The following is a 24,421-nucleotide window of genomic DNA, read 5'->3' on the forward strand; positions in this document are numbered from 1 at the left end:
ACCATGGGCAAGATCGGCATCAGGAGAATTTACGAGCCGCCGGCGCAGGCGGACGGCCAGAGGATATTGGTCGACCGCCTCTGGCCGCGCGGCGTCACGAAGGAAGCGGCGGACCTGACCCTGTGGTGCAGGGAGATCGCGCCGTCCTCCGCGCTGCGGAAATGGTTCGGTCATGACCCCGCGAAATTCGATGCGTTTCGCGACCGATACCGGCGAGAACTGGATGATAATCCCGATGCCGTCGCGCTGCTGTGCGATAGGGCGGTCAAGGGGGACGTGACCCTGCTCTATGCCGCGCATGATGAGCGGTGCAATCATGCGGTCGTTCTGGCCCAATATCTGCGCGACCGTTGCGGGAAAGCGCCCAAGGCCGGTTCCAAGCCAAGCGACGCCTGAGCTCTTTATCGAGACATTGGCGCGGGGTTCCATCCGCTGACTTTTGTCCTAAAGATAGCCCCGGAATATGGGTTAGGAGTTTACGCATGAAGACCAGAGCCGCTGTCGCATTCGAGGCGAAAAGGCCCCTCGAAATCGTGGAGGTCGATCTGGAAGGCCCCAAGGCGGGCGAGGTTCTGGTCGAAATCATGGCGACCGGCATTTGCCATACGGACGCCTATACGCTGGATGGATTGGACAGCGAGGGCATCTTTCCTTCGATCCTGGGGCATGAAGGCGCCGGGATCGTGCGCGAAGTCGGTGCGGGCGTGACTTCGGTGAAGCCGGGCGATCATGTCATTCCGCTCTACACCCCCGAATGCCGCCAGTGCAAAAGCTGCCTGTCGGGAAAGACCAACCTGTGCACCGCCATCCGCGCCACGCAGGGCAAGGGGCTGATGCCGGACGGCACGACGCGCTTTTCCTACAAGGGGCAGCCGATCTTCCACTATATGGGCTGTTCCACCTTTTCCAATTTCACGGTGCTGCCGGAAATCGCCGTGGCGAAGATCCGGGAGGACGCGCCCTTCGACAAGAGCTGCTATATCGGCTGCGGCGTGACGACGGGCGTGGGCGCGGTGGTCAAGACCGCGAAGGTCACGCCCGGTTCCAACGTCATCGTCTTTGGCCTGGGCGGCATCGGCCTCAACGTCATTCAGGGCGCCAAGCTGGTGGGCGCGGACATGATCGTCGGCGTGGACATCAATGACGGCAAGGAAGAATGGGGACGCCGTTTCGGCATGACCCATTTCGTCAACCCGGCGAAGATAGAGGGAGACATCGTCCAGCATCTGGTCGCACTGACCGATGGCGGCGCGGACTATACGTTCGATTGCACGGGCAATACCGGCGTCATGCGGACCGCATTGGAAGCGTGCCATCGCGGCTGGGGCGAAAGCATTATCATCGGGGTCGCCGAAGCGGGCAAGGAAATCAGCACGCGGCCCTTCCAGCTTGTGACGGGGCGCGTCTGGAAAGGCAGCGCCTTTGGCGGGGCGAAGGGGCGAACCGACGTGCCGAAAATCGTGGATTGGTATATGAACGGCAAGATCGAGATCGATCCGATGATCACCCATGTGCTCAGCCTGGAAGAGATCAACAAGGGCTTCGACCTGATGCATGCGGGGGAAAGCATCCGGTCCGTCGTCGTTTATTGAGGAGAGGGACAATGTTCAGTCATGTGACCGTCGGCGCCGATGATCTGGAAATATCGAAGGCCTTCTATGATGCCGTGCTGGGGCCGCTGGGCTATGGCCCGGCCATGGCGGTGAGCGAGGATCGCTACGCCTATCCGTCCGATAAGGGCGTGTTCCTTATCATCCGTCCCATCAACGGCCAGCAGGCGTCGCACGCCAATGGCGGCACCATCGGCTTCACCTGCGATTCGCCCGAAAAGGTCGATGCATGGCATGCGGCGGGGATCGCCAATGGCGGCAAGTCGGTCGAGGACCCTCCGGGCATTCGGGCAAGCGGGTTCGGCAATATGTATCTTGCCTATCTTCGCGATCCTTATGGCAACAAGCTTTGCGCCATGCATCGCATGACGGCTTGACCCGGCCAGCCATGGAAACGCTTTCGACCAGCCATGCCCATGGCGGCGTGCAGGGCGTTTACCGTCATGCATCGTTGGCGACGGGGACGGACATGACATTTTCCGTCTTCGTGCCGCCGCATGCGGAAGGCGCGCGGCTGCCGGTCGTCTGGTATCTGTCCGGCCTGACCTGCACTCATGCCAATGTGACGGAAAAGGGGGAGTATCGCCGCGCCTGCGCCGAACTCGGCCTGATCTTCGTCGCGCCCGACACCAGCCCCAGGGGCGAAGGCGTGGCGGACGATCCGCAGGGCGCTTATGATTTCGGCCTTGGCGCGGGTTTCTATGTCGATGCGACGCAGCCGCCCTTTGCGGCCCATTATCGCATGTGGACCTATGTCACCGAAGAATTGCCTGCCCTGTTGGGCGCGCATTTCCCCGCCGACCCGTCGCGCCAATCCATCATGGGGCACAGCATGGGCGGACATGGCGCGCTGACGATCGGGCTGACTTTTCCCGATCGCTTCAAGGCGGTGTCGGCCTTTGCCCCGATCGTTGCGCCGGGACGGGTGCCGTGGGGACAGAAGGCGCTGGCAGGCTATCTGGGGGATGATCGCGATGCCTGGCGCAGGCATGATGCCGTCGCGCTGATCGAGGATGGCGCGCGGATGCCTGACATGCTGGTGGATCAGGGTGATGCCGATCCGTTCCTTGAGGAACAGCTCCAGACGCATTGGCTGGAGGAGGCCTGCCTTGCCGCCGGGCAGAAGGCGACCATCCGCATGCAGCCGGGATATGACCACAGCTATTATTTCATATCGACATTCATGGAAGAGCATGTGCGGTGGCATGCCCACCGGCTGAAGGGGCTCTGACGGCGGCGTGCCCGGTCAGTCGAGCATGGCGGCAAGGGCGGGGGTCATATATTCCTGCGCCTGATCGCTCGTTCGCCCGATGAGGCGGGCGGCGATACCGTGCCGGGTGGCGAGCGCCATGCCGCGATCGGGGCCAAGGACGGTGATGGCCGTCGCCCAGGCATCGGCCAGCATGGCGCTTTGGTGGAGGACGGTGACGGCGGCCACGTCATGGGTAATGGGCGCGCCGGTCGCGGGGTCGATGCTGTGGGAGAGACGGCGGCCGCCTTCCATGCGGAAGCGGCGATAGTCGCCGGAGGTGGCGACGGAAAGGCCGCAAAGCGCGATGCGAAGCGTCGGGACGGCGAGGCCGGGTGGAGATTCCGCGTCCACCCACCATGGCTGGATGTCGGGCTTGACGCCTTCTCCGCGCAGTTCGCCGCCGATCTCGATCAGGAAATGGTGGAGGGATCGTGTTTTGAGAGCCTGAGCCACGGCATCGACGGCATAGCCTTTGGCTATGCCGGAGAAGTCGAGCGCGACCGGGGCGAGGCGGCGGGCGCGGAAACCATCCATCTCTATGGCCTGCCAGGGAGGCGAGGCGGGTGTTCCGGTTGCCACTTCCTTGCCGGGACCAAAGCCCCAGCGGTCGACCAGATTTCCGATAGCGGGATCGAAGGCGCCGCCGGAGAGGCGCGCCATGTCAAGTCCTGCGCGCAGGACCGCCATCATCTCATCGGGGAGGGACATCCATTGCCCAAGGGGCAGCCGGTTGAAGCGGCTGATGTCGGATTCCGCCTCCCAATTGCTCATCTGCGCGATGATGCGGGCGAGGACGGTTTCGATCAGCGCCGCACAATCGGTGGGCGCGTCGACGATGCGGGCCGACCAGATCGTGCCCATGGTCGGCCCGCCAAGGTCCGTGATCTTTCCCGCCCGGTTGCGACCGTCGAACTGGTCGGGCGAAAGATCGGGCGGGATGGCTATGCGGATGGCGGGCACACCCGATCCTGTGTTCTGGCTGGGCTGGATCGGGACAGGTCAGACACCCGCCCCGATGCGCCCAAGTCCTTGGCTGCTCAGGGCGCGAGCACTTCCAGCGTGGTGACGTAGGAGGCGCGGCGCTCGGGCGGGCCTGCGGGGGCCTGCGGGGGTGACGGCGGGCCTTTTCCTTCGGCCGCGCCCGGCCCCTTGCCTTCGCTGCCGCCGGGGCCGCCTTCGCGTCCGCCGCCGATGCTGGCATTGAGCCAGTACATGCCCGGTTGCGGCCATGTGACTGACAGCTTGCCGTCCGCGCCGGTGGTGAGGTCCATCTGGCCCAGGGAATCGCGGTAACGGATACCGCCGGGGATCACCGTGACTTTGAGGCTGGATGCGGGCTTGCCATCGAGCAGAAACTGAAAGGTCGCGCTTTCGCCCGAAACAAGGTCGTTGGGATGGGTGACGGGCACCATTTCAAGGCCGACGCCGGTGGGCTTGAAGAGATTGGTGGTCGGCGCGCCCAGCGTCACGAAAATCTCGTTCCGGTTGGCGGCTTCGGCGGTCTGCACGTCAGTCGCTCCGGCGGGGATCGCTGTGGCCAGCGTTTCCTTGGTCGTACCGCGCGGCAGGCGTTCGCGCTTGCCGTTCAGCATGTAGCTGCCCATCACGCCGGTCGACACGCTGGCGATGCGCCAGGTGCCCGGCTGTGTCAGATGCACGTCGAAGGTGGAGCGGTAGCGGCCCTTGGCGGCGTTTTCGATCTGACCCGCCGAACCGTCCGGCCGGGTCACGGCGATATTGTCCGTGCTCATCGGGAAATGTTCGAAATAGAAGAGGTCGTTGGACACGGCGGCGTCCACCGTCACCCAGCTATCATCGCCGGACAGCACGGTGGAGGACGGCAGCATCCACTGGCGATGCGCCTGCGCGGCGGTGGAAAGCGTCAGCGCGGCAAGCGCGCCGGCGATCAGAAATCTGGCCTTCATGGAACTTCCCCTCATTTACCGATGCTGAGGCTGACTGCCCCCAATTCGCTCGCGCCCTTGGCCCGCACGACCGCGCCGGGTCTGGCGGGCCATGTGAAGGGCAGGCGGACGACTTCGCGGCCGCCGACTTCGCGCGCGGCTTCCACGATCAAGGTGTAATTGCCCGGACCAAGCTGGCCCAACGGCCCCTTGCCGGTGGTGAAGGTGATTTTCTGATCGCCCGGCGCGCGGGTGGCGCCAGTGACGCCGTCGGCGGGGAATTGCATCGTCCGGCCAGAGGCGCGCCACCATTGGCGCACGTCGCGCAGCCATTTCGTGCCTTCGCTATTCTTCATGTCATAATCATACCAGACCGACAGGGTGCGCGGCGTCGCGCCTTCCTTCTCCAGCCAGACGGCGACATAAGGCTTGTGATATTCCGCCACCGACAGGCGGGGAATATTGACGGTGAGGTTCAGCGTTTCGGCCTGCGCGGGCACGGCCAGAGCGCCGGTCGCGCCCAGCGCCGCTCCGCCGGTCAGCAGCAGTTTGTGGCTGATCTGCATGGTTGTTCTTTTCCCCTGTCAGTGGATGAAGACGATGGCGAGGATCGCCGGGATGGCAAGGCCGATGGCGACCAGCGGCCATGTGCTGGGTCGCTTGGCCGCGTGGAGTTGGAGCAGCAGCAGGCCGGTCAGCGCGAAGAGGAAGCAGGCGACGGCGAAAATGTCGATGAACCATTTCCAGACCGTGCCGGTGTTGCGGCCCTTGTGCAGGTCGTTGAGGTAGCTGACCCAGCCGCGACTGGTCGCTTCGCTGGTGACTGCGCCGCTGTGCCGGTCGATCGACACCCAGCCATCGCCGCCGGGGCGGGGCAGGGGGAGATAGACTTCGTCGGCGGACCATTCCGCTTCGCCCGCGCCGCGCTGGCCGATTTCCTGTTCGACCCAGTGGGCGATGTCGGCGGGCAGGGGTTTCTTGGCGTCGGGCTTGTCGTCGGGTGCGACCTGCTTGAGCAGAGCGGGGGGCAGGGTCGCGGCCTTTTCGACCGTTTGCGGGGCGGCCTCCACATCGGCGGCGTGATTGAGCGTAATGCCGGTGAAGGCGAACAGCAGCAGGCCGATGAGACTGACCGCCGAACTGATCCAGTGCCATGCATGAAGTTGCTTCAGCCAGAAAGCCTTGGGCGCTTTCTTCTTCTTTTTGGGTTGAAGGCTGGCGGGGGCGTGCATTGGAAAGCGGCGAATCCTGTGTGGCGCGAGACGGGTCGAATAACGCGAACGACTCGCAATTGCAAACCTGCGGGGAAGGGAAATTGTATCAAGATGTAAGCGGAAACGTTCTGTGCTGAATAGAAAGGGTAACGCTCCCTTGAGAGCGCCGATACCCCTCCATAAGACCTTCGGTCTGCCAACTCCCCTTTAAGGGGAGGATGTGATGGTTTGCTATTCCTTCCCTTGCAGGGGAGGATTTTTAGCGTCCCAGCAGGCCCCGCGCCTGCCCCGCGATTTCGGCGAGCATGGCGACGTTGGGGACGGCCGCGGCCTTGGCGCGCTGGACGAGGGTGCGGAACTGGCGGATGCGGGAGCTTTTTTCCTTCAGCCAGTTTTCGACATGGGCGGCGATGTCCTTGCCCTTCGCATGGGCCAGCAGGTCGAGCCGCACCTGCTGCATGTCGCGGGCGACGCCGGAAATGAGCAGGCGCTCCCATGGGTCGGTCGGCTCCATCCGGGCGGCGGCGGACTGGACCCAGTCGATGCCGACCGCTTCGCCCAGATGAGTGAAGGCGCGGGTGAGGGCGACTTCGTCCACGCCCAGCTTTTCGGCCAGCATGGCGATGCCGACCGCGCCGTCCAGCTTGAACAGGCCGGCGGTGCGATGGGCCAGATCCTCCGGCGCGCCGAGCGAGAGAAGATGATCGGTGACGGCGGCGGTGCGGCGGATGGCTTCGCTGGTGAGGAGGTCGTCGACCTTGCTCGCCAGTTTGCCGACGCCTTTGGCGAGCAGCTTCTGCCCCTCGTCCGGCAGCGTGCCGGTGGGGACGGAACGCAGGATGTCCGCGATCTGCGCCCGCATCCCGCCCGCGATATGGCCGAACAGGGCGAGGCGGGCCGCTTCCGACATGTCCGCCGCGTCGATGTCGTCCCACAGCTTGTGGATGCCATAGAGCCGTTCCGCGATCAGGAAGGCGCTGGCAAGGTCGCTCATCGAGCAGCCTTCTTCCTCCGCCAGTTCGAACGGGTGGATGAGGCCGAGGCGATTGACGATGCGGTTCGCGACCTTGGTGGCGATGATTTCCTTTTTCAGGGCATGGGCGGCGATGGCGTCCGCCTCCTTCTTCTGCATCGCGGCGGGGAAGGCGGCCATCAGTTCGCCGCCCATGCTGGGATCGGTGGCAAGATCGCCCTGTTCGATCGCATCCTGAAGCGCGAGCTTGGCGGTGGAGAGAAGGACGGCGAGTTCGGGGCGGGTGAGGCCCAGGCCGTCCTGACTGCGGCGCAGAAGCTGGTCGTTCGCCGCCAGCCCCTCCACCTGCCGGTCGAGCCTGCCTGCTTCCTCGAAGGTTTCGATGAGGCGGACATAGCTGGCAAGGTCCGCCGCGCCGCCGCTTTCCGCGATGGAAAGGCCCAGCACCTGAAGCCGGTTATCCTCCAGCACGATGTCGGCCACCGCGTCGGTCATGCTTTCCAGGAGGGTGTTGCGCGCGTCGAAGGCGAGGCGGCCTTCGATCATCTCCTTGTTGAGCGCGATCTTGATGTTGACTTCATTGTCCGAGCAATCGACCCCCGCCGAATTGTCGATGAAGTCGGTGTTGATGCGTCCGCCGCGCAGGGAAAAGGCGATGCGCCCCGCCTGCGTGACACCCAGGTTGGCGCCTTCGCCCACGACCTTGACGCGCAGATCCTCGCCATTGACGCGCAGGTGATCGTTGGCGGGATCGCCGACATCGCCCTGGCTTTGCGCGGCCGCCTTCACATAGGTGCCGATGCCGCCGAACCAGAGCAGGTCGTTGGGGCTTTTGAGGATCGCGGAAATGAGCGCGGTCGGCTCCATTTCCGTGGCGGTGACGCCAAGGACGGCCTGCATTTCCGGGGTCAGGGGGATGCTCTTGAGCGAGCGGGGGAAAACGCCGCCGCCCTTCGAGATCAGCGCCTTGTCATAATCGTCCCAACTGGAGCGGGGGAGCTTGAAGAGGCGCTCGCGCTCCGCCCAGCTTTTCGCCGGGTCGGGATCGGGATCGATGAAGATGTGGCGGTGGTCGAAGGCGGCGACCAGGCGGATCGCCTTGCTGAGCAACATGCCATTGCCGAACACGTCGCCCGACATGTCGCCGCAGCCCACGACCGTGACGGGATCGCTCTGCACGTCCACGCCCATTTCGGCGAAGTGGCGGCGCACGCTGATCCATGCGCCGCGCGCGGTGATGCCCATCGCCTTGTGATCGTAACCATGGCTGCCGCCGCTGGCGAAAGCGTCGCCCAGCCAGAAATCATGTTCCAGCGCGATGGCGTTGGCGACGTCGGAGAAGGTCGCCGTGCCCTTGTCCGCCGCGACGACGAAATAAGGATCGTTGCCGTCATGGATGACGACCTGCGCGGGATGCTTGACCTTGCCCTTGACGATATTGTCGGTGACGGACAGCAGCGCGCGGATGAAGATGCGGTAGCTTTCCGTGCCCTCCGCCATCCATGCGTCGCGGTCGACCTGCGGATTGGGGAGTTGCTTGGGATAGAAGCCGCCCTTTGCCCCGGTCGGCACGATGACGGCGTTCTTGACGCGCTGCGCCTTCATGAGGCCGAGGACTTCGGTGCGGAAATCGTCGCGCCGGTCCGACCAGCGCAGCCCGCCGCGCGCGACCGGGCCGGCGCGCAGGTGGATGCCCTCCACGCGGGGGGAATAGACCCAGATCTCACGCCATGGCAGCGGGGCGGGAAGGCCGGGAACCTGCGCGCTGTCGAGCTTGAAGGCGAGGGCTTCGGCGGAGGCGGGGGCGAAGAAATTGGTCCGCAGGGTCGCGGTGATGACGGCGCGGAGCAGGCGCAACACGCGATCCTCGTCAATCGCGGTGACTTTTTCGAGGCCCTCGTCAATGGCGGCCTGCGCTTTGGCGGCGCGGGTTTCGCTGTCCTTGCCCGCCGGGTCGTGGAGCGCGGCGAAAAGTTCGACAAGCTGAAGCGCCACGTCCTTTTCGCGGCGCAGCGTATTGGCGACCGTCGCCCGGCCATAGGCCATGCCGGTCTGGCGTAGATAGCCGAACAGGGCGCGGAACAGCACGACCGCGCGCTGCGACAGGTCCGCCGTCACGATCAGTTCGTTCAATTGATCGTCTTCCGCCACGCCTTCCAGCACCTGCGCGATGGCTTCGGTCACGATGTCGGCGCGGGCGATCACCGCCTGGGCATCGCCGCCGCTGGGCAGTTCCAGCACGAAACGCTGGACATGGCCCAGCGCGCCGCCGTCGATTGGGGTCGTCATCTCGTCGATCACGCGGAAGCCGAAATTCTCGAAGGCGGGGACGACTTCGGAGAGCGCGATGGCGTCATGGCTGTACAGCTTGAGCCGCAGTCTTTCCGCCGCGTCTTCGGGATTGCGGTAGATGCGGATCGACTTGTCGCCGGGGCCGGAAAGGCCGTGAATCAGGCGGATGTCGAGCGCCGCTTCCGCCGCGCCCGCGCCATTGCGATAGGCCATGGGGAAGCCAGGGGCGAAACGCTGGGCGAGGGCGGCGGCGCGGCCCGGCTCTTCGGTTTCGGCGAGTGATTCCTCGACGGCGGGAAGCCAGCCGCGCACCATCTTACGCAGGCGTTCGTCAAGGGCCACGTCATCGGGCACCATGCCGCCGTCGCGCAGGTCGAGCGTGATGCGGAGCAGGGCGAGGCCCCCTTCCTCCAGCGCGACCGACCAACTGAGCACCTGTCCTTTGGCAGCTTGCGACAGCATGTTCTGAATGGAAACGCGGCGGGAGGTGGACAGCTCCTCACGCGGGAGCCAGACAAAGGCATAGAGGTGGCGGGCCAGCGCGCTGGTGGCCAGAGCAAGCTTCGGACGCGGGCGGTCGGCCAGCGACATGAAGGTCAGCGCCAGCCGCTCCAGCGTTTCGCGGTCGAAGCCGATCAATATGTCATGAGGCAGGGCGATCAGCGCATGGACCAGCGTCTTGCCTGCATGGCCTACCGGATCGAAGCCGAATTTTTCCATCAGCAGCGACAGGGCCGAGCGTAGCAGCGGCACCTTGTCCGGCGGCGCGGCAAGGGCGGAACTGGTCCACATGCCCGCATGGATGGACAGCGCCACCACATCCTTGCCCTCCCGCACCGGCACGATGATGAGGTCGAGCAGCACATGGCGGTGCACGCGCGAAAGGATGTTGGATTTGATGATGAGGGGAACGCGCTTGCCCTCCTCGAACCAGGCGAAGGCGGCATCGCGGGAAGCGGGCGCGATCAGCGGCTTGTCGCGCAGGGCGCAGATGCCGACGCCGTCCCGCGCCTTGCCGTCGCGGTCGCATATCTCATGGCCGATCTGGGTGAAATGGCGGGCGAGGAACCAGCGCAGCAGCGCCGCCCCTTCCTCATCGGGGATGGCGTCGGCATCGGCCGCCATCGCTTCGCGCATCCGCGGCCAGTCCGTGACCGCGGCCCGCACGTCGGCTAGCGTGTCGTGCAGATCCTTTTCCAGCGCGCGGCGGACCTTCGCGTCAGCGCGATCCGCTTCGATATAGATCATCGATTCCCGGCGGGCGCCCGATGCCTCATCGTCCAGTATCGCCTTGAGCGCGCCTTTCGCGTCGCGGTTGACCGACAAAATGGGATGGAGCAGGCGGTGGATGGTGATGTCCACCGCCGCCAGCGTGTTGGCGATGGAATCCACCAGAAAGGGCATGTCATCGTTGACAAGGGCGATCCGCATGAAGCGGCCCGACATGCTTTCGCCCAGCGTTTCGACGGCGATGGCGGCCTCCCCGGAGGCGCGATGGCTGGCGGTGCGGCCGAGGAAGGCGGCGGCGTCGGCCATGGCGGCTTCATCGAAACCCTCGCTTTCGCCCGGCAGCGCGCCGCGCGCCAGCGCGTCCTCCAGAGCTTGACGAATGGAAAGGTCGACTTCCTTGATCTTTGGCTCAGCCGCGGCCGTCATGCGTTCACCTCATCCTCGCGGGATTTCCCGCTTCTTTTTCCAGAACGAAGGAGGCATGGATCGCGATCCGACTCCTCGGCTCGCAGGTCTATATGCGCCCGAGCGCGGTGCGGCTCAAGCGAGAATTGGAAATAAAGTTACCGATTTGCGTAATATTATGACGAGTTGCGGCCTGTGCGGTTTGACACAGCGAAGGGGCGCCGAGGCCGCTTCCTTCATGGGCGGCTTATAGGATGCAGGCCCCGTCATGTCCATGCACATGCGCGGGAAAGTTCATGGTGCGGCGGCGATCATCACCTTCCGGCCCAGCGACGATCCGCCCGGCAGCGCCGCTACGATCGCGAGCGAACCATCCTTTTCCCGGCGTGCCACGACCACGGCGAGGCCGTCATCATCCGTGGCGATCGCCTGTGGCGTGAGGGCGGGCGCGCGCTTTATCGCATGGCGCGCCAAGCCGCCGCGGTCGGGCTTTGCGGGCATTTCGGCGCGGCGGGCGGCGCGGATGTCGCGCACCAGTGCCTTCAGCCCGCCATCATAAGCGGCGAGATGATCGGCCAGCGTCCCCATGCCCAGCCCCAGCACGCAGCCATGGTCGAGCGCCGCCGCATATTCGGTGATGCGCGTCTTGTCATAAGTGGCGCCGAAGATGAGCTTGACGACGGCGGTCATCGGGCTGCGCGCCTGCACCTTTATGCCTGCATCGGTGAGCAGTTCCGCATAATCTTCCGGCGATTCCCGTGCGGCCAGGGCGAAATCATAGGCAAGGCCAATGGCATGATAGAGGGCGCCATGGCTGCGCGCTTCGCTGCCGCGCGCCTGCTCCGCGCCATCGCGGGCGGCGGCCAGCCAGTCGGCCAGCGGGGCGTCGGCATCGGGAACCGGCATGTCGATCATGTCCGAAGCGGTCAGGTCAAGCACCGAAGGATCGGCCATGGCTGCGTCGTCGCGGGCAAAATCGTTCAGGGAAAGGCCCAGCGCCTCGCCAACCTCCCGCTCCAGCGCATCGGTTTCCTCCCGGCTGGCGACCTCTTTCCAGTTGATGACGCCGAACACGAAGTCGATCGTCTCGTCATCGGAGGAAAAGGGCATCAATATGCCGCGGTAAAGCAGTTCCGCGCCGCGCTGGTTCACGAATTCGGCTTCGAAGCCGATGGGCGCGGCATTGGCGATGATCTGGAGATAATGGTCCGTCAGGCGCGACAGCAACGAGCGGGCCGGCACATCGTCGACGTGACTGATCGGCCCGCCGATCTCACATTCCCGACGCAGGGCCGTGCCCATATAGATAACCCCTGGGTTATCGACACCGGCGCTGAAGTCCAGCAATACGCTGTAGGGGCCGAAATCCTCAAGCTGTTCGGGCTGAAGATCCTCGATCGACGGCAAGGCGCGGTCGCCCAGCAGCGACGCCCAATAATTATAGGCGCGGACCTGCATCCGCCGTTCATTGGTGATAACAGCATGCGGGCTTTCGATCGCGGCATCGTCGGCGTAATCGAAATCATCCTGATCGCCGTCGATATCATGTCCCCGCAGAGTGTCCATCCGATCGATCCTTGAACCAAAGCAAATCTTTGGGCCCCACAGTGGCAGCAGATGGTAAATGCCCGGTAAAGAACGCCGCGTAAGACGAGAAAGCGCGCGAATGAGGGGAAGAAGCGAAAATGTCCGCTTGTCCTTCGCCCAAACCGCTGTTATTTGCCCGCCCCGATGCCGCTTTAGCTCAGTTGGTAGAGCATCGCATTCGTAATGCGAGGGTCACGTGTTCGAGTCACGTAAGCGGCACCATTTCGGTCCAAAACCGCGAGTCCCTAGCACCGCCGCCTCTACGCCAGAGGCGGCGGTGAGGGTCCGCAGCAATTCGGTGCGGGTGCCAAGGATTCGCACGTCCGTCTTGCTATGGACTTCGACACGCTGAGCCACGGCCCGCACATGATTTCGGGCATAGGAACCATCATCATACCGGAGCTTCCGCTTCGCAGCCAACGCGAAGGCATGAAGGCTTTCGACCGTGATCTCCGGGCTGATCCGCTCGATGTGCGCGACCGCGCGCTCGGCATCGCCTCTCGCCTGGTCGCGGATGGCGGTCAGTTCCGCGATGCGCCCCTTGAGCGACGGATCGCCCATATCGACCAGTCCATTCTCGATCGCCTCGTAGAGCCGGGAGAGTTTGGTTTCGGCCTCGGTCGCCCGCCGTTCCATCTCGGCGACGTGCTGGCGGCGTTCGGTCACCCATTCCTCCCGCCGCGCGATAAGCTGGTCCATCAACACCTCAAGCCGCGCAGGATCGAGCAGGCGCTTTTCGAGATGCTCGATCACCGCCTCGTTCAACTGGTCCATCGGGAGAGACACGCCTGGGCATCCGGTCTTCCCTTTCGTGGCCTTGGTGGCGCAGGTGTAATAGCGATATTCCAGCCCGCTCCGGCTGGTGCCGGTGCGCAATGTCATCGCGGCCCCGCAGCACGCGCAGAAGCAGATGCCCGTCAATAGCGTCGTGCCGCCCACTGCACGCGGCGGCATCATCTTCGGGCTGCGCGCCTTCAAGGAGCGCTGCACGGCCTCGAACTCTGCCACCGTGACGATCGGCGGCGTCTCCATGATCGCGTGCTCGGCCTCGGGCTTCCGACGCCCTTTCTTTGCATCATAGGTATTGAAGCGGTGCTGGCCGATATAAGTCGTCCGGGTGAGCACCTGATGCACCATGCCCTTGCCCCAGCGCCCGCCATAGCGGGTGCGGATATTGTTCTCATTGAGCCAGCAGGCGATCGCCATGACCCCGATCGGCCCGCGTCCATCGACGCCTTCCAGCGCCAGACGGAAAATCCGGCGCACGGTCTCGGCATGGATCGGGTCGATTTCCAGCTTCTTCTTGATCTTCGCGCCGCGCCTCTCGGCTTCGACCACGCGGTAGCCGATCGGCGGGCGGGCGCCGTTCCAGAAACCCTGCCTCGCATTCTCGTTCATCGCGCGCAGCGTATGCTTGGCGGTTTCCTTCGACTGATATTCGTCGAACAGCGTCATGATCCTGCGCATCATCTCGCTCGCCGGATCATCGCCGAGAACCTGCGTGATCGAGACAAGCTGCACACCATTCTTCGCCAGCTTGCGGACGTAGAACTCGAACTGGAACTGGTCGCGGAAGAAGCGCGAGAAGCTATGGACGACGATCACGTCGAACGCGGGAGGCTTTTCCATCGCCGCGTCGATCATCGCCTGGAACGATGGGCGACGATCGTCGGTAGCCGTGTTGCCCGGCTCGACGAACTCGGCCGCGACCTCCCAGCCTTTCGAGAGGCAATAGCCCTCAAGCTGGCGGCGCTGGTCGGGAATCGACAGATCATGCTCCGCCTGACGTGGGGTGGAAACGCGCAGGTAGAGCGCGGCGCGGGCCGTGGCCACGAGCGGCGGCGTTTCGGTTTCGGCGTGAGCGACAGTCGCCATGACAACATCCTTTCATCAACCAGCGGCCCACGACCGCGATTACATCTTCTCCAGTCCCCGCACCGCCGACGACGCCAGCAGGAACAGCCGGTTCGGCTGCCGCGGGAAAGGCGTAAAGCCAAGTCCCTCGTAAAAGGCCGCCGCGCGTTCATCCTTGGCATCGACGACAATGGCCAGCACCGCCAGCGTCTCGGCGGCGCCGAGAATGCGCCGGATCGCATCCACCGCCAGGACTTCACCGAAGCCCTTGCCGCGCATCCGAACGTCCCGCGCAAGGCGTCCGATCAGCGCCGCTGGATAACCACTTTCATAGCGCGGCAGCTTGCGGGCGATTTCGTCAGGAAGCTCGCCCAGCTCCAGCTTGAAGGCGCTCAGGCTGTAAAAACCGACAATGCCCATCTCCGAATCCGTGGCGACGAAGACGCGCGCGACGTGACGGCGGTCATCCTGACCGGCGCGTCGCCGGAACCAGCCATCCAGATCGGCCTGCCCGCAAGAGAAGCGCGACCGATCATGGTGCTTGCCGAGGGCTTCGAAGACGATCGCCAATCGTCAGCCCACAAGATCGCGATGACGGCGCATGGCGGCGATCAGCCGCTCGGACGGCTCCGGCGGATTCATCAGCGCCTCGAAGAAGGCATCCCGATCCGCGCCGGACAGCACCAGGCGTTGATGCTCGTCGAGCACGCGACGCGCGCCTTCATAGGCGAGGTCTCCTGCCGTCAGGCCGGTGACGGCCGTCGCCTGCTGAATCAGGTCTTTGGCCGATGCGCTGACGCGCAGTTCGATCCGTTCGCGCTTCATCTCGCGCTCCGGTTTCCGGCGTTTTTGAAGGGCCGACATAGCTGATCTCCTTTGGAGAAAGATGTACGGCATAATACCGTGCCGGTCAATATCACCAGGGTTTGCCGGCCGTATCACCCGAGCGCAAAGACGCAGGACGCGAGACCCGATTTGCATCACGGCAGCGTCCCGAACAGCGCGTCCAGTTCCTCGCGCAAGCCGCCTTCGATGACGCGCAGTTCGGCATCGCCGATGGGAACCTGCTCGGGCCAGTCGTCGGTGACGATGATCGGCGCGTTGGCGGTGTTGCCGCGCTTTGACGCGCGCGTCGGCGGCGGCTGCATGTAGTAATCGTGCAGGTCTTCCAGCCCTTGCGACCAGCCTCGGGGAGCGCGACGGCGGCGTTTTCGAGAGAGTACCATGCACCCAAGCTGCCGCACGTCCCGCGGGAATCCAGCAAAATCGCCATTTCACAAACGTCTGCCGGACCATGGCGGCGGTGGTGGGATTCGGCGCACGGCGGCGCGAGGCGGAAATAGCGAAGCGAAGCGTAGCAGAGATACGTGCTGACGGCGGGATCGCGGATGCGCCATATCTCCCGGTTTGCTATCCTTCGGTCCATGGATTCGCGGACAGAGATCGATACCGGCAGAATCGACGAGGCGGTGCTTGCTCTGTTGTGGCTCAATCTCGACGCCACCGGCACGGCCTGGAAGGGTTTCGACTGGAGCGCGATGAATCGGCTGCATGAACGCGGGCTAATTTCCGATCCGGTGCGCAAGGCGAAGTCCGTCTGGCTGACCGATGAAGGCATGGCCGAGGCCGAGCGCCTGTTCTTCGAGCTGTTCTCCCCGCGCTGATTCCGTCACGGTGACATTGAGGGCGTAACCGACCATTGCTACCGACCCGTCTCGCCCTGCGATGAAACGCCGGGCGCATCATTGTCCTCTGTCCTGCCTGCCTGGCCGACCCTCACGGCCTTCCTCATGGCTGGATCTGATCGGGTCCGCCTGTCGGCGCAACGGCGCCGGACCACTTTTTTCCGCCGCCTTCGGCTTTGCAGCGCGAAACAAAAAAGTGGTCCTTTGGCCGTCCACGGGCCGCAAGCCCGGAACTCCGGGCAGCGGTGCGCTGCCGAACGTCCCCGATCCCCGATCGCCACGAGGCCGCGATGGGCGCGGCCCGGACAAGCGAACGGAGTATCATCATGAGCACCATCGGCACTTTCACCAGGGGCAAGGACGGCGTCATCGAGGGCAAGGTCGCCACCCTCACACTCAACACCCGCGCGAGGTTCGTGCCCGTGGAGAAGGATAGCGACCGGGCGCCCGACTACCGGCTGACCTTCGCCAACGCGGATCACATCGAGGTCGAGGTCGGCGCCGCCTGGATCAAGACCAGCCGCAACGAGCGCGACTACCTTTCGGTCAAGATCGACGATCCCTGTTTCCCTGCGCCGCTCTACGCAAGCCTGGTCGAGAGCAACGAGCACCCCGGCGAATACATCCTGCTCTGGTCCCGCTGACCAGCGCCATGCCCCGCCAGCAATGGCGGGGCGCTTCCTTCGGACGCCCGGTCGGGCGCCAGGGGCGATACAATCAGCCGCGCTGTCTTGTGCCAGTCATGAGTTGCCGCTACCGCTGCGAACAATTCTCAAAAAGAGAGCGAGGGGCAAAACCGAAAGGACCGACGATGACCCGCCATTTCTTGCCGCCATCGCATGATGCGGGCATCGTGCCCGCGATGCTGATCGCCGCGGCGCGTTGCTGGCGGGAAGCGTGGGACAATCGGCAGCCGGTCCAACCCGGTCTGTTCTCGCTGTTGTCCCGCGATGGTCACGATATGCTGGCGCCCGTGTTCGACAGCTTCCTGACTCTGGCCGAAGCGGTATCCGGCAGGCGGATCGCCGTCGGTAAGGGCACGCATCTCTCCGAAGACGAGCATCGTCTGATCGGTCTGTTCGAGGGCACCGGCTTTTCATCGGGTAAAAGCGGACTGGCCAGTTCGCTCGATTGCGCGGTGAAGTCGCTGCGCATCCTGTCGGCGCGGACTATCAGCACGCCAGTCGCACGCCTCGCAGCCTGAAATTCATCTTCTGAACATTGAGTGTGCCGGCATGGCCGGCGTGTCGTCCTGCGCCGCCAGGGCGGCGCGATCGTTGCTAAGGACTCCGTCCTCGCGCCGGTCAAGGGAAGTGGAACCGTCCGGGGCGGTATCCCCACCTTCCGCGGCAAGCCTTGTGCAGGCGGGTGATTCCCCTCCACCCCGGCCGCCCTTGCCAGTTGCTACCCTGGTCTCGCCGACGGGCAGAAGTTCAGGCGCGGCGTTCCGCTTCGCTGAACTTCAGACCCAGAGGATTTGAGACATGACCAGCAATGCACAGGCTCCCCGCAATGTGATCTTCAACGGCGATTGCATCGACGTGATGCGCAGCTTTGATGACGGCACGGTGGATTTCATCCTGACCGATCCGCCCTATGTGACCCGCTACCGGGACCGCCAGGGCCGCAAGGTGGCGAACGACGATAACGGCCGCTGGCTCCGCCCGGCCTTTGCCGAGATGCACCGCGTCTTGAAGGACGGAGGCTTTTGCGTCTCTTTCTATGGCTGGAACAAGATCGACCTTTTCATGGACGCATGGAAGGCGGCGGGCTTCCGTGTTGTCGGACACCTTGTTTTTCGCAAGCGTTATGCATCATCGGCCCGTTTCCTTCGCTATGAACATGAACAGGCTTATTTGCTGGCTAAGGGCAATCCCATCCGTCCGGCGCGGCCTATCCCCGATGTGCTGGACTTCCCCTATACCGGCAACCGTCTGCACCCCACCCAGAAGCCGATTGAGGCGCTGGTGCCGTTGATCGAGGCGTTCACGCAGCCGGGCGACCTTGTGCTGGACCCGTTCAGCGGCAGCGGTTCAACCCTGGCGGCAGCGCAGCAGCTAGGCCGCGACTGGACCGGCATCGAACTGGACAACGGCCACTATCACACCGCGCGCAGGCGGCTTGCCTCGCAGCGCCATCACCGGGCGGCCGCATAGGTCGCCCATCTCTCCCCACAAGCCGGAGGCAAGATCATGACGGATATCATCAGAACCTTCCGCCCCGAGCGGATGCCCAAGACCATCACCACGCCGGAAGGGGTGACTTACTATCGCACTGGACATACCGGCGAGACCATCGAAGGGGCGCGGCGACACGGGATCGAACCGGGATGGACGACCTACGAATACTGGATTCGTCCGGGCGACGATAGCAGGCGTCTTTACGCAATCAGTCCGACGCAATTCTGGCTTGAATGAAGCCATCCCCAGGCCATGCCCGGCTCACAGGGGGCGGGCATGGCTGGCGACGGCACCGATCGAAAGTCACGGTTCGCCGCAGGCCGCCACTCCCACGCCATGTGCGATCAGCGCAGCCGCGAAATCCGGCCGCATGTCCCGCAGGTCCATGCGGCCGGATTTTTCGCGGTCGCCGGGCATGGCCCGGCTCGTGCTCAACGTCTGTGAAGCTACTCGGCCGCGGGCGGCTCGATTTCAGCAACAAGATCGGCAGGGGTGACGTTCAGGGCCGAAGCCAGATGGAACAAGGTCACAACAGATGGATTGCGGCGTCCTCTTTCCAGATCACTGATATACTGTTGGGTAAAGCCGGACATTTCGGCCAGGCGCTCCTGGGTCAAGCCTTTGTCCTTTCTGAGCCTGACAAAGTTCAATCCTACGAGGCGGCGCATGTCCATGGCCGCAAAGCTGGACGATACAACTCATCCGGTTTATCCCATATAAGGTGTATCGACGGGAACCCGCAGTCCCGGCTGGCAGAAGATGCATCTGATGATGCGTGACACGCGCGTATCCGGCGCCGTAATTCGCGGTAAAACAGTTAACGGGCAACATGATGGGGGGCGCCATGAGTAGCAGCCAATTCGCGGATCGCGCGCCTGATGCGCCGCAGCTTACTGCCTATGACGAGAACCACCTTGCCGACTATATCCGGCTGCTAGACGCCGACGATGAAGGTGTCCCCTGGTCCGAGGCGGCAGCGCAAATCTTCGGTATCGTCCCCGCCGCCGAACCGGATCGGGCGAAGGCGATGCACGCCAGCCATCTCGCCCGCGCGCGGTGGATGACCGAAGTCGGCTATGCATATCTGCTCGGCCCGCGCGCCACCAGATAACGTTAACGCGCTGAGCAAAATCGACTTATTTCACCGTGCGGCTCCGGCATGCATCGGCGCGTTCTTCGCGCTGTCGGCAAAAACTCCGGCCTTGCATCCTCAAGGTTCCAGAAGTCGCGCCGGACGCGACCGGGAGGATGCCCATGACAAAACCGCCGTCACAGGCCCGACGCTCCGGGCCGAAACCAGACACGCCCGGCCGGTCGGAGTTCGCCGCCGCGTTCCTGCAACGCAATCGCCAGTATCGCGCCGCCCACGAGAGCCTCGGGCAGAATCCCACGACGGGCGCGCGATCCGCGCTAGCCCGTAAATGGGGGTTATCCTTTCGCCTACAGGGCGGATGACCTGTCGGGCACGGTCTTCTGGCGGCCCGAACTGACCGCCGTCACCGTGATCCTCGATGCCGCGCCGGAAGGATATGACGGCGCAAAGGCGGTCGATCCGCTGACGCTCGGCGCGCTGCTCGCCGACCGGGCCGGGATCGATGGCCGTCATGTCGTCGTCGCGGATGCGGCCGGCGAACATCGGCTGTGGCTGCGTGATCCGACGCCCGGCCGGCCGCTCGCCGCGATCGTCCCGCTCGACAAGGATTTCGTCACCCGCATCGCCAGCCTGCTGCGTTTCCACCGGCTCATTGCGGGCAGGCGGACTGGCCCGTTGCCGCGCGGCTGGCCGCTCACTGCAATCCGGGTATCCCGGCTCGAACTGATGCTGCGCGCGCTCGATCTGCGGCTCGCCGGGGCAACCTACCGCGAAATCGCGATCGCGCTCGACAGGGAGGAAGCCGCGCACCTTTCGGCATCCGACTTCAAGAACTCGGATTCCCGGTCCTTCGTCTACCGCCTCGTGCGCGACGCCACCGCCATGATGAAAGGCGGCTACCGCAAGCTGTTGCGCATCCGCTGATCGCGCCGGGCGCATGTCCGCGCCCGGGGGGGTGGTCACATCGGCGAGGTTGCGAATCTTCGTTCCCCACCCCGCCGTCAGCACTTCGCCATGATCGCCTCCTGCCACCCCGCGCCGCAGGAGACGCCCCTTGTCCAGAACACCCGTCAACCTTCCCCCGCGCTTCCTGCGGACCCCCGAGGCGGCGCGCTTCCTCGGCCTCTCCGGCCGCACCCTTGAGAAGCACCGCTATTTCGGGAGCGGCCCGGCCTATCGCCGGATCGGCGGACGGGTGGTCTATTGCGTGGACGACCTGCGCGCCTGGGCCGACCTCGGCACCAAATATTCCACGTCCGATCCCGGTCAGGACGATCTCATGCCGCGGCGGGATGCGGCCATCGCGCAGAGCCGGCGATGAAGCCCCGCCGTGCCTCTCTTTCGAGCGAGCGCGCGCAGCTTACGCTGTTCCCGTCGCTCGGCGGCGATCTTGCGCCCCGCGATTCCCAGGACCTCATGGCCTGGCCGTTTTTCAGTCTCGCCAAGCGCAGGCGTGTGACCCCGATCGACTTTCGCATGGGCGCCACATGGATCTCGGTCGAGGCCGTGCCCGAACATGGCATGGCGACCATCTGGGATGCCGATGTCCTGATATGGGCGGCGAGCCAGATCGTCGCCGCGCGCGACGCGGGCAAGCCGACCTCGCGGCTGATGGCCGCCACCCCCCACGAAATCCTCACCTTTACCGGGCGCGGCACCGGCAAGGATCACTACGACCGGCTGAAGGCTGCGCTCGACCGGCTGCAATCGACGACGGTCGCCACCTCGATCCGCCAGCAGCACCAGCGCCGCCGCCATCGCTTCTCGTGGATCAACGAATGGCAGGAGCGGCTGGACGGCGACGGGCGTCCGCTTGGGCTGGAGCTGATCCTGCCCGACTGGTTCTATGCCGGCGTGGTCGATCGCACGTTCGTGCTCACCATCGACCGGGCCTATTTCAATCTGACCGGAGGGCTGGAACGCTGGCTCTACCGGATCGTGCGCAAGCATGGCGGCCAGCAGGAAGGTGGCTGGAGCTTCGACGTCCAGCACCTTCACCTCAAATCCGGCGCGCTCTCGCCATTGAAGCAATTCGCGTTCGAGCTGCGCGCCATCGTCCGGCGCCAGCCCCTGCCGGGATATGCGCTGACCATCGACCGCGCCCTCGGCCGCGAACGGCTGACCTTCGTGCCGATCCCCGTCGATCCGCTCGATGCCGCCATGCGCCGGCTGGGCGCCGCGCTTGTGGATAACAGGCCATGAGACTCGGCCTATTGAAAACCGCCGGACTCGGCCGATTAAAAACCGCTGACTCGGCCTATAAAAAACCGCATCGCCTCGTAACCCATTGGAACGAAAGGCGGAATCGGCTTCCCTATAACTATGCTAACAATAAAGAATACTTCGTATTCTTTCTAACGCGGCGGCGCGTTGTGGATAATTCGCCAAGTCCGAGCAAATATCCAGCAGAAAACCCGCCATATCTACTACGCTACACCACTACGCCATTTCGTGACGTTTATCAATGCCGCGCGGGTGTAGGAGCAACTGTTGCCGGTGGGCGGCCATGATCGCCGTCCAGCACTTCGGCAGCATCTCGGGCGGCAAGGACAGCCAGGCCGTCCTGTGCCTGATGGTCGAGCGGATCGAGCGCAAGGGGCTGGCAGCGTTCGGCAACCGCGCCCCGCGCTTCCTCTGTGCCGACAACGGGCACGAGAACCCGATCACGCTCGATCATATTGCCTATCTCGACGACTGGCTCCGGCAGCGCGTTGGTTTGTCGATCGAGATATGCTCGGCGAACGATGTGCCCGGCCTCACCGACGAGGCGGCCTCTGCCCGCAAGCGCGGGATGCTGCGCGAGGAATGGTCGAAGGAGAAGCGGCGAACCCGCCACAAGGGCGCGTGCAACCAGCGCCGCGCCGCATGGCGGGCGGGTTTGCTCACCAGAGCGGAATGGCTCGCCGGGTGCGATTGCCCCGTCCTGGTCTCGCCGCCTGTCCCCGACCCTCTGATCGACCGCGCGATCGCGCTGCTGCATCCCACCGGCATCCCGTTCCTCGACATGGCGATGCTGCACGGCCGGTTTCCCGGCACCAAAACCCGCTACTGCACCGACGAGACGAAGCTGATCCCGATGATGCACCGCAAGCGCCCGCTGCTCGACGCGGGCGTGCCGGTCATCGACTGGATCGGCGAGCGGGCTGACGAAAGCCCGGCGCGGGCGAAGAAGCCGCCGATCCAGTCGAAGCGCTATCCCTCCGGCGCCCGACAAGTGCTCTACCGGCCGATCTTCCGCTGGTCGGCAGCCGATGCCTTCGCGATTTCGGAACGGCACGGCCTGCGCCACAATCCGCTCTACACGATGGGCATGAGCCGGGTCGGCTGCTCGACCTGCATCATGGTCAGGAAGCGCGAACTGCGCGCATGGGCCATGCGCTTTCCCGCCGAAGTCGATCGCGTGCGGGAATGGGAACGGCTGGTCAGCCTCGTCTCCCGCCGTAGCGCCGTAGCCGGCACCCCGGCCTCGCTGCTGCCCGCGCCGACCGTCCCCGGCGATCCCGCCGACCACGGCCGCGCCACCATCGACCGGGCGATTGCATGGTCGCGCACCAGCCGGGGCGGCCGCAACTACGACCTGTTCATCGACCAGGAGCAACGCGAGGCCGACGAGCACGGCCTGCGCTGCGACAGCGAATACGGGCTGTGCGAATGATGCGCGCGCTCGACCTGTTCAGCGCGGCGGCGGGCGGATGGTCGCTCGGCCTGCATCGCGCGGGCTTCGTCACCGTCGCGGCCTGCGAGATCGTCGAGTGGCGCCGCATCCTCTACGCGGAGAACAATCCTCATGTCCGGCTCTACGAAGACGTCCGCGGACTCACGGCAGCTCGCCTTGTTTCCGATCTCGGATTCCTCCCCGACATCATCGTCGGCAGCCCGCCGTGCCAGGACATCTCCAGCGCCAACACCAAAGGCAAGGGAATCGAGGGCGAACGGTCGGGTCTCTATCTCGAAGCCGTCCGCCTGGTCGGAGATTGCCGCCCTCGCTGGTTCGCTTTTGAGAACAGCGCTAACCTCAGAACTCGCGGCGCTGACCGGCTGCTCGATGCGCTGGAAGCGCTCGGCTACGCCTGCGAACCGTGCGTGGTGGGTGCTGACAATGTCGGTGCCAACCATGTCCGCAAGCGCTCCTGGCTTATCGGCTACGATCCAGGACAGCTTGCCCACGCCGCGATCCAGCGATGCGGCGCATGGGCCGGAAATGTGCAAGGTGCGCGGCGAGAAGACAACCGGCATGAACCTGCCGACGATGATGCATCCCGCGGCGCAGGACCGGATGCTGCCGACCCCGATGGCGACGGACGGGATGACGGACGGCGCGGGCGGCGGGGCGGGATCGACATATCCGCTGCGGATGATCCTGGCGACGCCGCGCAAGTCGGATGCGGATCGGGGCGGACGCGGCGACATATTGAGCCAGTTGCAGGGCCATGCCAGCCGTCATGCCGGGATGATGGGAACACCGACCGCGAACCCGGCTCCGCGCGGCAGTGTCCTGCGCAAGCACAAGGGCCGGATGACTTCGGACCAGGACGATTTCGACCGGACGCCGACGATCGGCGAGGTGCTGCATTTCGACAGCCTGGAGCCACCTTACGGCATGATGCCGACGCCAGTGAAACCGAACGGCGGGCGCCGGTTGAGCGCACAGGAAATCGAGACCGGCAAACGGGCGAACGGCGCGAAAGCGCAGATCGACACGCCGAACCTGCTGCGCCATGCGGCGGAAATCCTCCCCACCCCGACGAAACGGGACAGCCGGATGGACGGCTGGAGTCCAGCCTACGACCGCAGGAAATCCCCGACGATGGATGCGGTGATGGACGGCGCGATGACGGATCGCGCGCCGGACAAATGGGCGGGCGCCCGCGCACTGGCGGCGATGCTCAGGAGCCATGGGCTGACTGGAACGGCGGCCTTGCCCGTCACCTATGGGTGGATGATGGGATATCCGCCTGGGTGGCTGGCACGCGCATTGCGCTCGGCTCTCGCAAAGGGACTTCTGCGGCCAGTCTGATCGTCGAAGCCTTCGGCGACGCCGTGCTCCCGCAAATCCCCGAAGCCATCGGCCGCGCGATCCTGCGCACCGAAGCCGCGCTCGACCTCGCGCTCGGGCGCACATCCATCCCCATGCCCGGAGAC

General features: G+C 64.7%; 27 protein-coding genes, 1 tRNA gene and 1 pseudogene. 18 read left to right on the forward strand and 11 right to left on the reverse strand.

Annotated features, from left to right (window positions below; genetic code table 11):
- The first annotated feature begins 3 nt into the window (after positions 1-3).
- The 4 genes from ATN00_RS10185 to fghA all read left to right on the forward strand — a co-directional run bounded on the left by ATN00_RS10185 (position 4) and on the right by fghA (position 2,841).
- Complete coding sequence (locus ATN00_RS10185) at positions 4-396, forward strand: DUF488 domain-containing protein (RefSeq protein WP_062064388.1); 393 nt, start codon at positions 4-6, stop codon at positions 394-396.
- An 86-nt stretch (positions 397-482) separates the two neighbouring features.
- A complete protein-coding gene (locus ATN00_RS10190) occupies positions 483-1,592 on the forward strand; it encodes an S-(hydroxymethyl)glutathione dehydrogenase/class III alcohol dehydrogenase (RefSeq protein WP_062064389.1) in 1,110 nt (369 codons plus the stop codon).
- A gap of 11 nt (positions 1,593-1,603) precedes the next feature.
- The gene (locus tag ATN00_RS10195) at positions 1,604-1,987 is read left to right on the forward strand and encodes a VOC family protein (RefSeq protein ID WP_062064391.1); all 384 of its coding nucleotides are present in this window, start codon (positions 1,604-1,606) and stop codon (positions 1,985-1,987) included.
- A gap of 11 nt (positions 1,988-1,998) precedes the next feature.
- On the forward strand, positions 1,999-2,841 hold the full coding sequence (gene fghA, locus ATN00_RS10200) for an S-formylglutathione hydrolase (RefSeq protein ID WP_062064393.1): 843 nt from the start codon (positions 1,999-2,001) through the stop codon (positions 2,839-2,841).
- A 15-nt stretch (positions 2,842-2,856) separates the two neighbouring features.
- On the opposite strand, the gene ATN00_RS10205 is transcribed toward fghA, so the two are convergent.
- The 6 genes from ATN00_RS10205 to ATN00_RS10230 all read right to left on the reverse strand — a co-directional run bounded on the left by ATN00_RS10205 (position 2,857) and on the right by ATN00_RS10230 (position 12,446).
- Positions 2,857-3,723: an FAD:protein FMN transferase gene (locus ATN00_RS10205; RefSeq protein ID WP_062068656.1), complete on the reverse strand. Its 867-nt coding sequence runs from the start codon at positions 3,721-3,723 to the stop codon at positions 2,857-2,859.
- A 176-nt stretch (positions 3,724-3,899) separates the two neighbouring features.
- The gene (locus ATN00_RS10210) at positions 3,900-4,787 is read right to left on the reverse strand and encodes a DUF4198 domain-containing protein (protein WP_062064394.1); all 888 of its coding nucleotides are present in this window, start codon (positions 4,785-4,787) and stop codon (positions 3,900-3,902) included.
- Between the two features lie 11 nt (positions 4,788-4,798).
- Positions 4,799-5,332 carry a DUF2271 domain-containing protein gene (locus ATN00_RS10215; protein ID WP_062064396.1) on the reverse strand — a complete coding sequence of 178 codons (534 nt, stop codon included), beginning with the start codon at positions 5,330-5,332 and terminating at the stop codon, positions 4,799-4,801.
- Positions 5,333-5,350: 18 nt separating this feature from the next.
- Positions 5,351-5,998 (reverse strand): PepSY-associated TM helix domain-containing protein, encoded by a 648-nt coding sequence (locus ATN00_RS10220; protein WP_062064398.1) that lies wholly within the window; start codon positions 5,996-5,998, stop codon positions 5,351-5,353.
- 241 nt (positions 5,999-6,239) lie between these two features.
- A complete protein-coding gene (locus ATN00_RS10225; protein WP_062064399.1) occupies positions 6,240-10,901 on the reverse strand; it encodes an NAD-glutamate dehydrogenase in 4,662 nt (1,553 codons plus the stop codon).
- A 273-nt stretch (positions 10,902-11,174) separates the two neighbouring features.
- Positions 11,175-12,446 carry a cytochrome-c oxidase, cbb3-type subunit III gene (locus tag ATN00_RS10230; RefSeq protein ID WP_062064401.1) on the reverse strand — a complete coding sequence of 424 codons (1,272 nt, stop codon included), beginning with the start codon at positions 12,444-12,446 and terminating at the stop codon, positions 11,175-11,177.
- Positions 12,447-12,613: 167 nt separating this feature from the next.
- Here ATN00_RS10230 and ATN00_RS10235 point away from each other — a divergent pair.
- Positions 12,614-12,689: transfer RNA gene (locus tag ATN00_RS10235), tRNA-Thr, on the forward strand.
- Here the strand turns inward: ATN00_RS10235 and ATN00_RS10240 are convergent.
- From ATN00_RS10240 to ATN00_RS23405, 4 genes are all read right to left on the reverse strand, one after another.
- Complete coding sequence (locus ATN00_RS10240) at positions 12,660-14,342, reverse strand: recombinase family protein (protein WP_082635171.1); 1,683 nt, start codon at positions 14,340-14,342, stop codon at positions 12,660-12,662. The two genes, ATN00_RS10235 and ATN00_RS10240, sit on opposite strands and share 30 nt — an antisense overlap.
- Positions 14,343-14,381: 39 nt before the next feature.
- Complete coding sequence (locus ATN00_RS10245; RefSeq protein ID WP_062064403.1) at positions 14,382-14,891, reverse strand: GNAT family N-acetyltransferase; 510 nt, start codon at positions 14,889-14,891, stop codon at positions 14,382-14,384.
- A gap of 3 nt (positions 14,892-14,894) precedes the next feature.
- Positions 14,895-15,185 (reverse strand): type II toxin-antitoxin system TacA family antitoxin, encoded by a 291-nt coding sequence (locus tag ATN00_RS10250; protein WP_062064405.1) that lies wholly within the window; start codon positions 15,183-15,185, stop codon positions 14,895-14,897.
- 116 nt (positions 15,186-15,301) lie between these two features.
- Positions 15,302-15,547 carry a hypothetical protein gene (locus ATN00_RS23405; RefSeq protein ID WP_139181290.1) on the reverse strand — a complete coding sequence of 82 codons (246 nt, stop codon included), beginning with the start codon at positions 15,545-15,547 and terminating at the stop codon, positions 15,302-15,304.
- A gap of 198 nt (positions 15,548-15,745) precedes the next feature.
- Here ATN00_RS23405 and ATN00_RS10255 point away from each other — a divergent pair, with 198 nt between their 5' ends.
- The 5 genes from ATN00_RS10255 to ATN00_RS10275 all read left to right on the forward strand — a co-directional run bounded on the left by ATN00_RS10255 (position 15,746) and on the right by ATN00_RS10275 (position 18,423).
- Positions 15,746-15,985, forward strand: a complete 240-nt coding sequence (locus ATN00_RS10255; RefSeq protein WP_062068658.1) for a DUF6429 family protein — start codon at positions 15,746-15,748, stop codon at positions 15,983-15,985.
- A 347-nt stretch (positions 15,986-16,332) separates the two neighbouring features.
- Entirely contained in the window at positions 16,333-16,650 is a 318-nt protein-coding gene (locus ATN00_RS10260; protein WP_062064407.1) for a DUF736 domain-containing protein, read from the forward strand.
- Between the two features lie 167 nt (positions 16,651-16,817).
- Positions 16,818-17,210 carry a hypothetical protein gene (locus ATN00_RS10265; protein ID WP_062064409.1) on the forward strand — a complete coding sequence of 131 codons (393 nt, stop codon included), beginning with the start codon at positions 16,818-16,820 and terminating at the stop codon, positions 17,208-17,210.
- Between the two features lie 280 nt (positions 17,211-17,490).
- The gene (locus ATN00_RS10270; RefSeq protein ID WP_062064411.1) at positions 17,491-18,162 is read left to right on the forward strand and encodes a DNA methyltransferase; all 672 of its coding nucleotides are present in this window, start codon (positions 17,491-17,493) and stop codon (positions 18,160-18,162) included.
- Positions 18,163-18,198: 36 nt separating this feature from the next.
- Positions 18,199-18,423 carry a hypothetical protein gene (locus tag ATN00_RS10275; protein ID WP_062064413.1) on the forward strand — a complete coding sequence of 75 codons (225 nt, stop codon included), beginning with the start codon at positions 18,199-18,201 and terminating at the stop codon, positions 18,421-18,423.
- A gap of 209 nt (positions 18,424-18,632) precedes the next feature.
- Here the strand turns inward: ATN00_RS10275 and ATN00_RS10280 are convergent, their stop codons facing one another.
- The gene (locus ATN00_RS10280; protein WP_062064415.1) at positions 18,633-18,860 is read right to left on the reverse strand and encodes a helix-turn-helix domain-containing protein; all 228 of its coding nucleotides are present in this window, start codon (positions 18,858-18,860) and stop codon (positions 18,633-18,635) included.
- Between the two features lie 170 nt (positions 18,861-19,030).
- Here ATN00_RS10280 and ATN00_RS10285 point away from each other — a divergent pair, with 170 nt between their 5' ends.
- The 8 genes and pseudogenes from ATN00_RS10285 to ATN00_RS23955 all read left to right on the forward strand — a co-directional run bounded on the left by ATN00_RS10285 (position 19,031) and on the right by ATN00_RS23955 (position 24,296).
- Complete coding sequence (locus tag ATN00_RS10285; protein ID WP_062064418.1) at positions 19,031-19,297, forward strand: hypothetical protein; 267 nt, start codon at positions 19,031-19,033, stop codon at positions 19,295-19,297.
- A 143-nt stretch (positions 19,298-19,440) separates the two neighbouring features.
- A complete protein-coding gene (locus ATN00_RS23945; protein WP_139181289.1) occupies positions 19,441-19,641 on the forward strand; it encodes a transcriptional regulator domain-containing protein in 201 nt (66 codons plus the stop codon).
- A 46-nt stretch (positions 19,642-19,687) separates the two neighbouring features.
- Positions 19,688-20,203, forward strand: a complete 516-nt coding sequence (locus ATN00_RS10290; RefSeq protein ID WP_231746246.1) for a DUF2285 domain-containing protein — start codon at positions 19,688-19,690, stop codon at positions 20,201-20,203.
- Positions 20,204-20,333: 130 nt separating this feature from the next.
- Entirely contained in the window at positions 20,334-20,600 is a 267-nt protein-coding gene (locus ATN00_RS10295; RefSeq protein ID WP_062064420.1) for a helix-turn-helix transcriptional regulator, read from the forward strand.
- Positions 20,597-21,481: a replication initiator protein A gene (locus ATN00_RS10300; RefSeq protein ID WP_062064422.1), complete on the forward strand. Its 885-nt coding sequence runs from the start codon at positions 20,597-20,599 to the stop codon at positions 21,479-21,481. Before ATN00_RS10295 ends, ATN00_RS10300 begins: the two co-directional genes overlap by 4 nt.
- A gap of 304 nt (positions 21,482-21,785) precedes the next feature.
- Positions 21,786-22,934, forward strand: coding sequence for a phosphoadenosine phosphosulfate reductase domain-containing protein (locus ATN00_RS10305; protein ID WP_062064424.1), 1,149 nt, complete (start codon positions 21,786-21,788; stop codon positions 22,932-22,934).
- Positions 22,934-23,377 (forward strand): annotated as a pseudogene (locus tag ATN00_RS24365) (DNA cytosine methyltransferase); the annotation flags it as partial. The gene ATN00_RS10305 and the pseudogene ATN00_RS24365, both read left to right, overlap by 1 nt.
- 16 nt (positions 23,378-23,393) lie before the next feature.
- A complete protein-coding gene (locus ATN00_RS23955) occupies positions 23,394-24,296 on the forward strand; it encodes a hypothetical protein (protein WP_231746248.1) in 903 nt (300 codons plus the stop codon).
- Positions 24,297-24,421: the final 125 nt, after the last annotated feature.

It is taken from the genome of Sphingobium baderi, assembly GCF_001456115.1.
Classification (GTDB): domain Bacteria; phylum Pseudomonadota; class Alphaproteobacteria; order Sphingomonadales; family Sphingomonadaceae; genus Sphingobium; species Sphingobium baderi_A.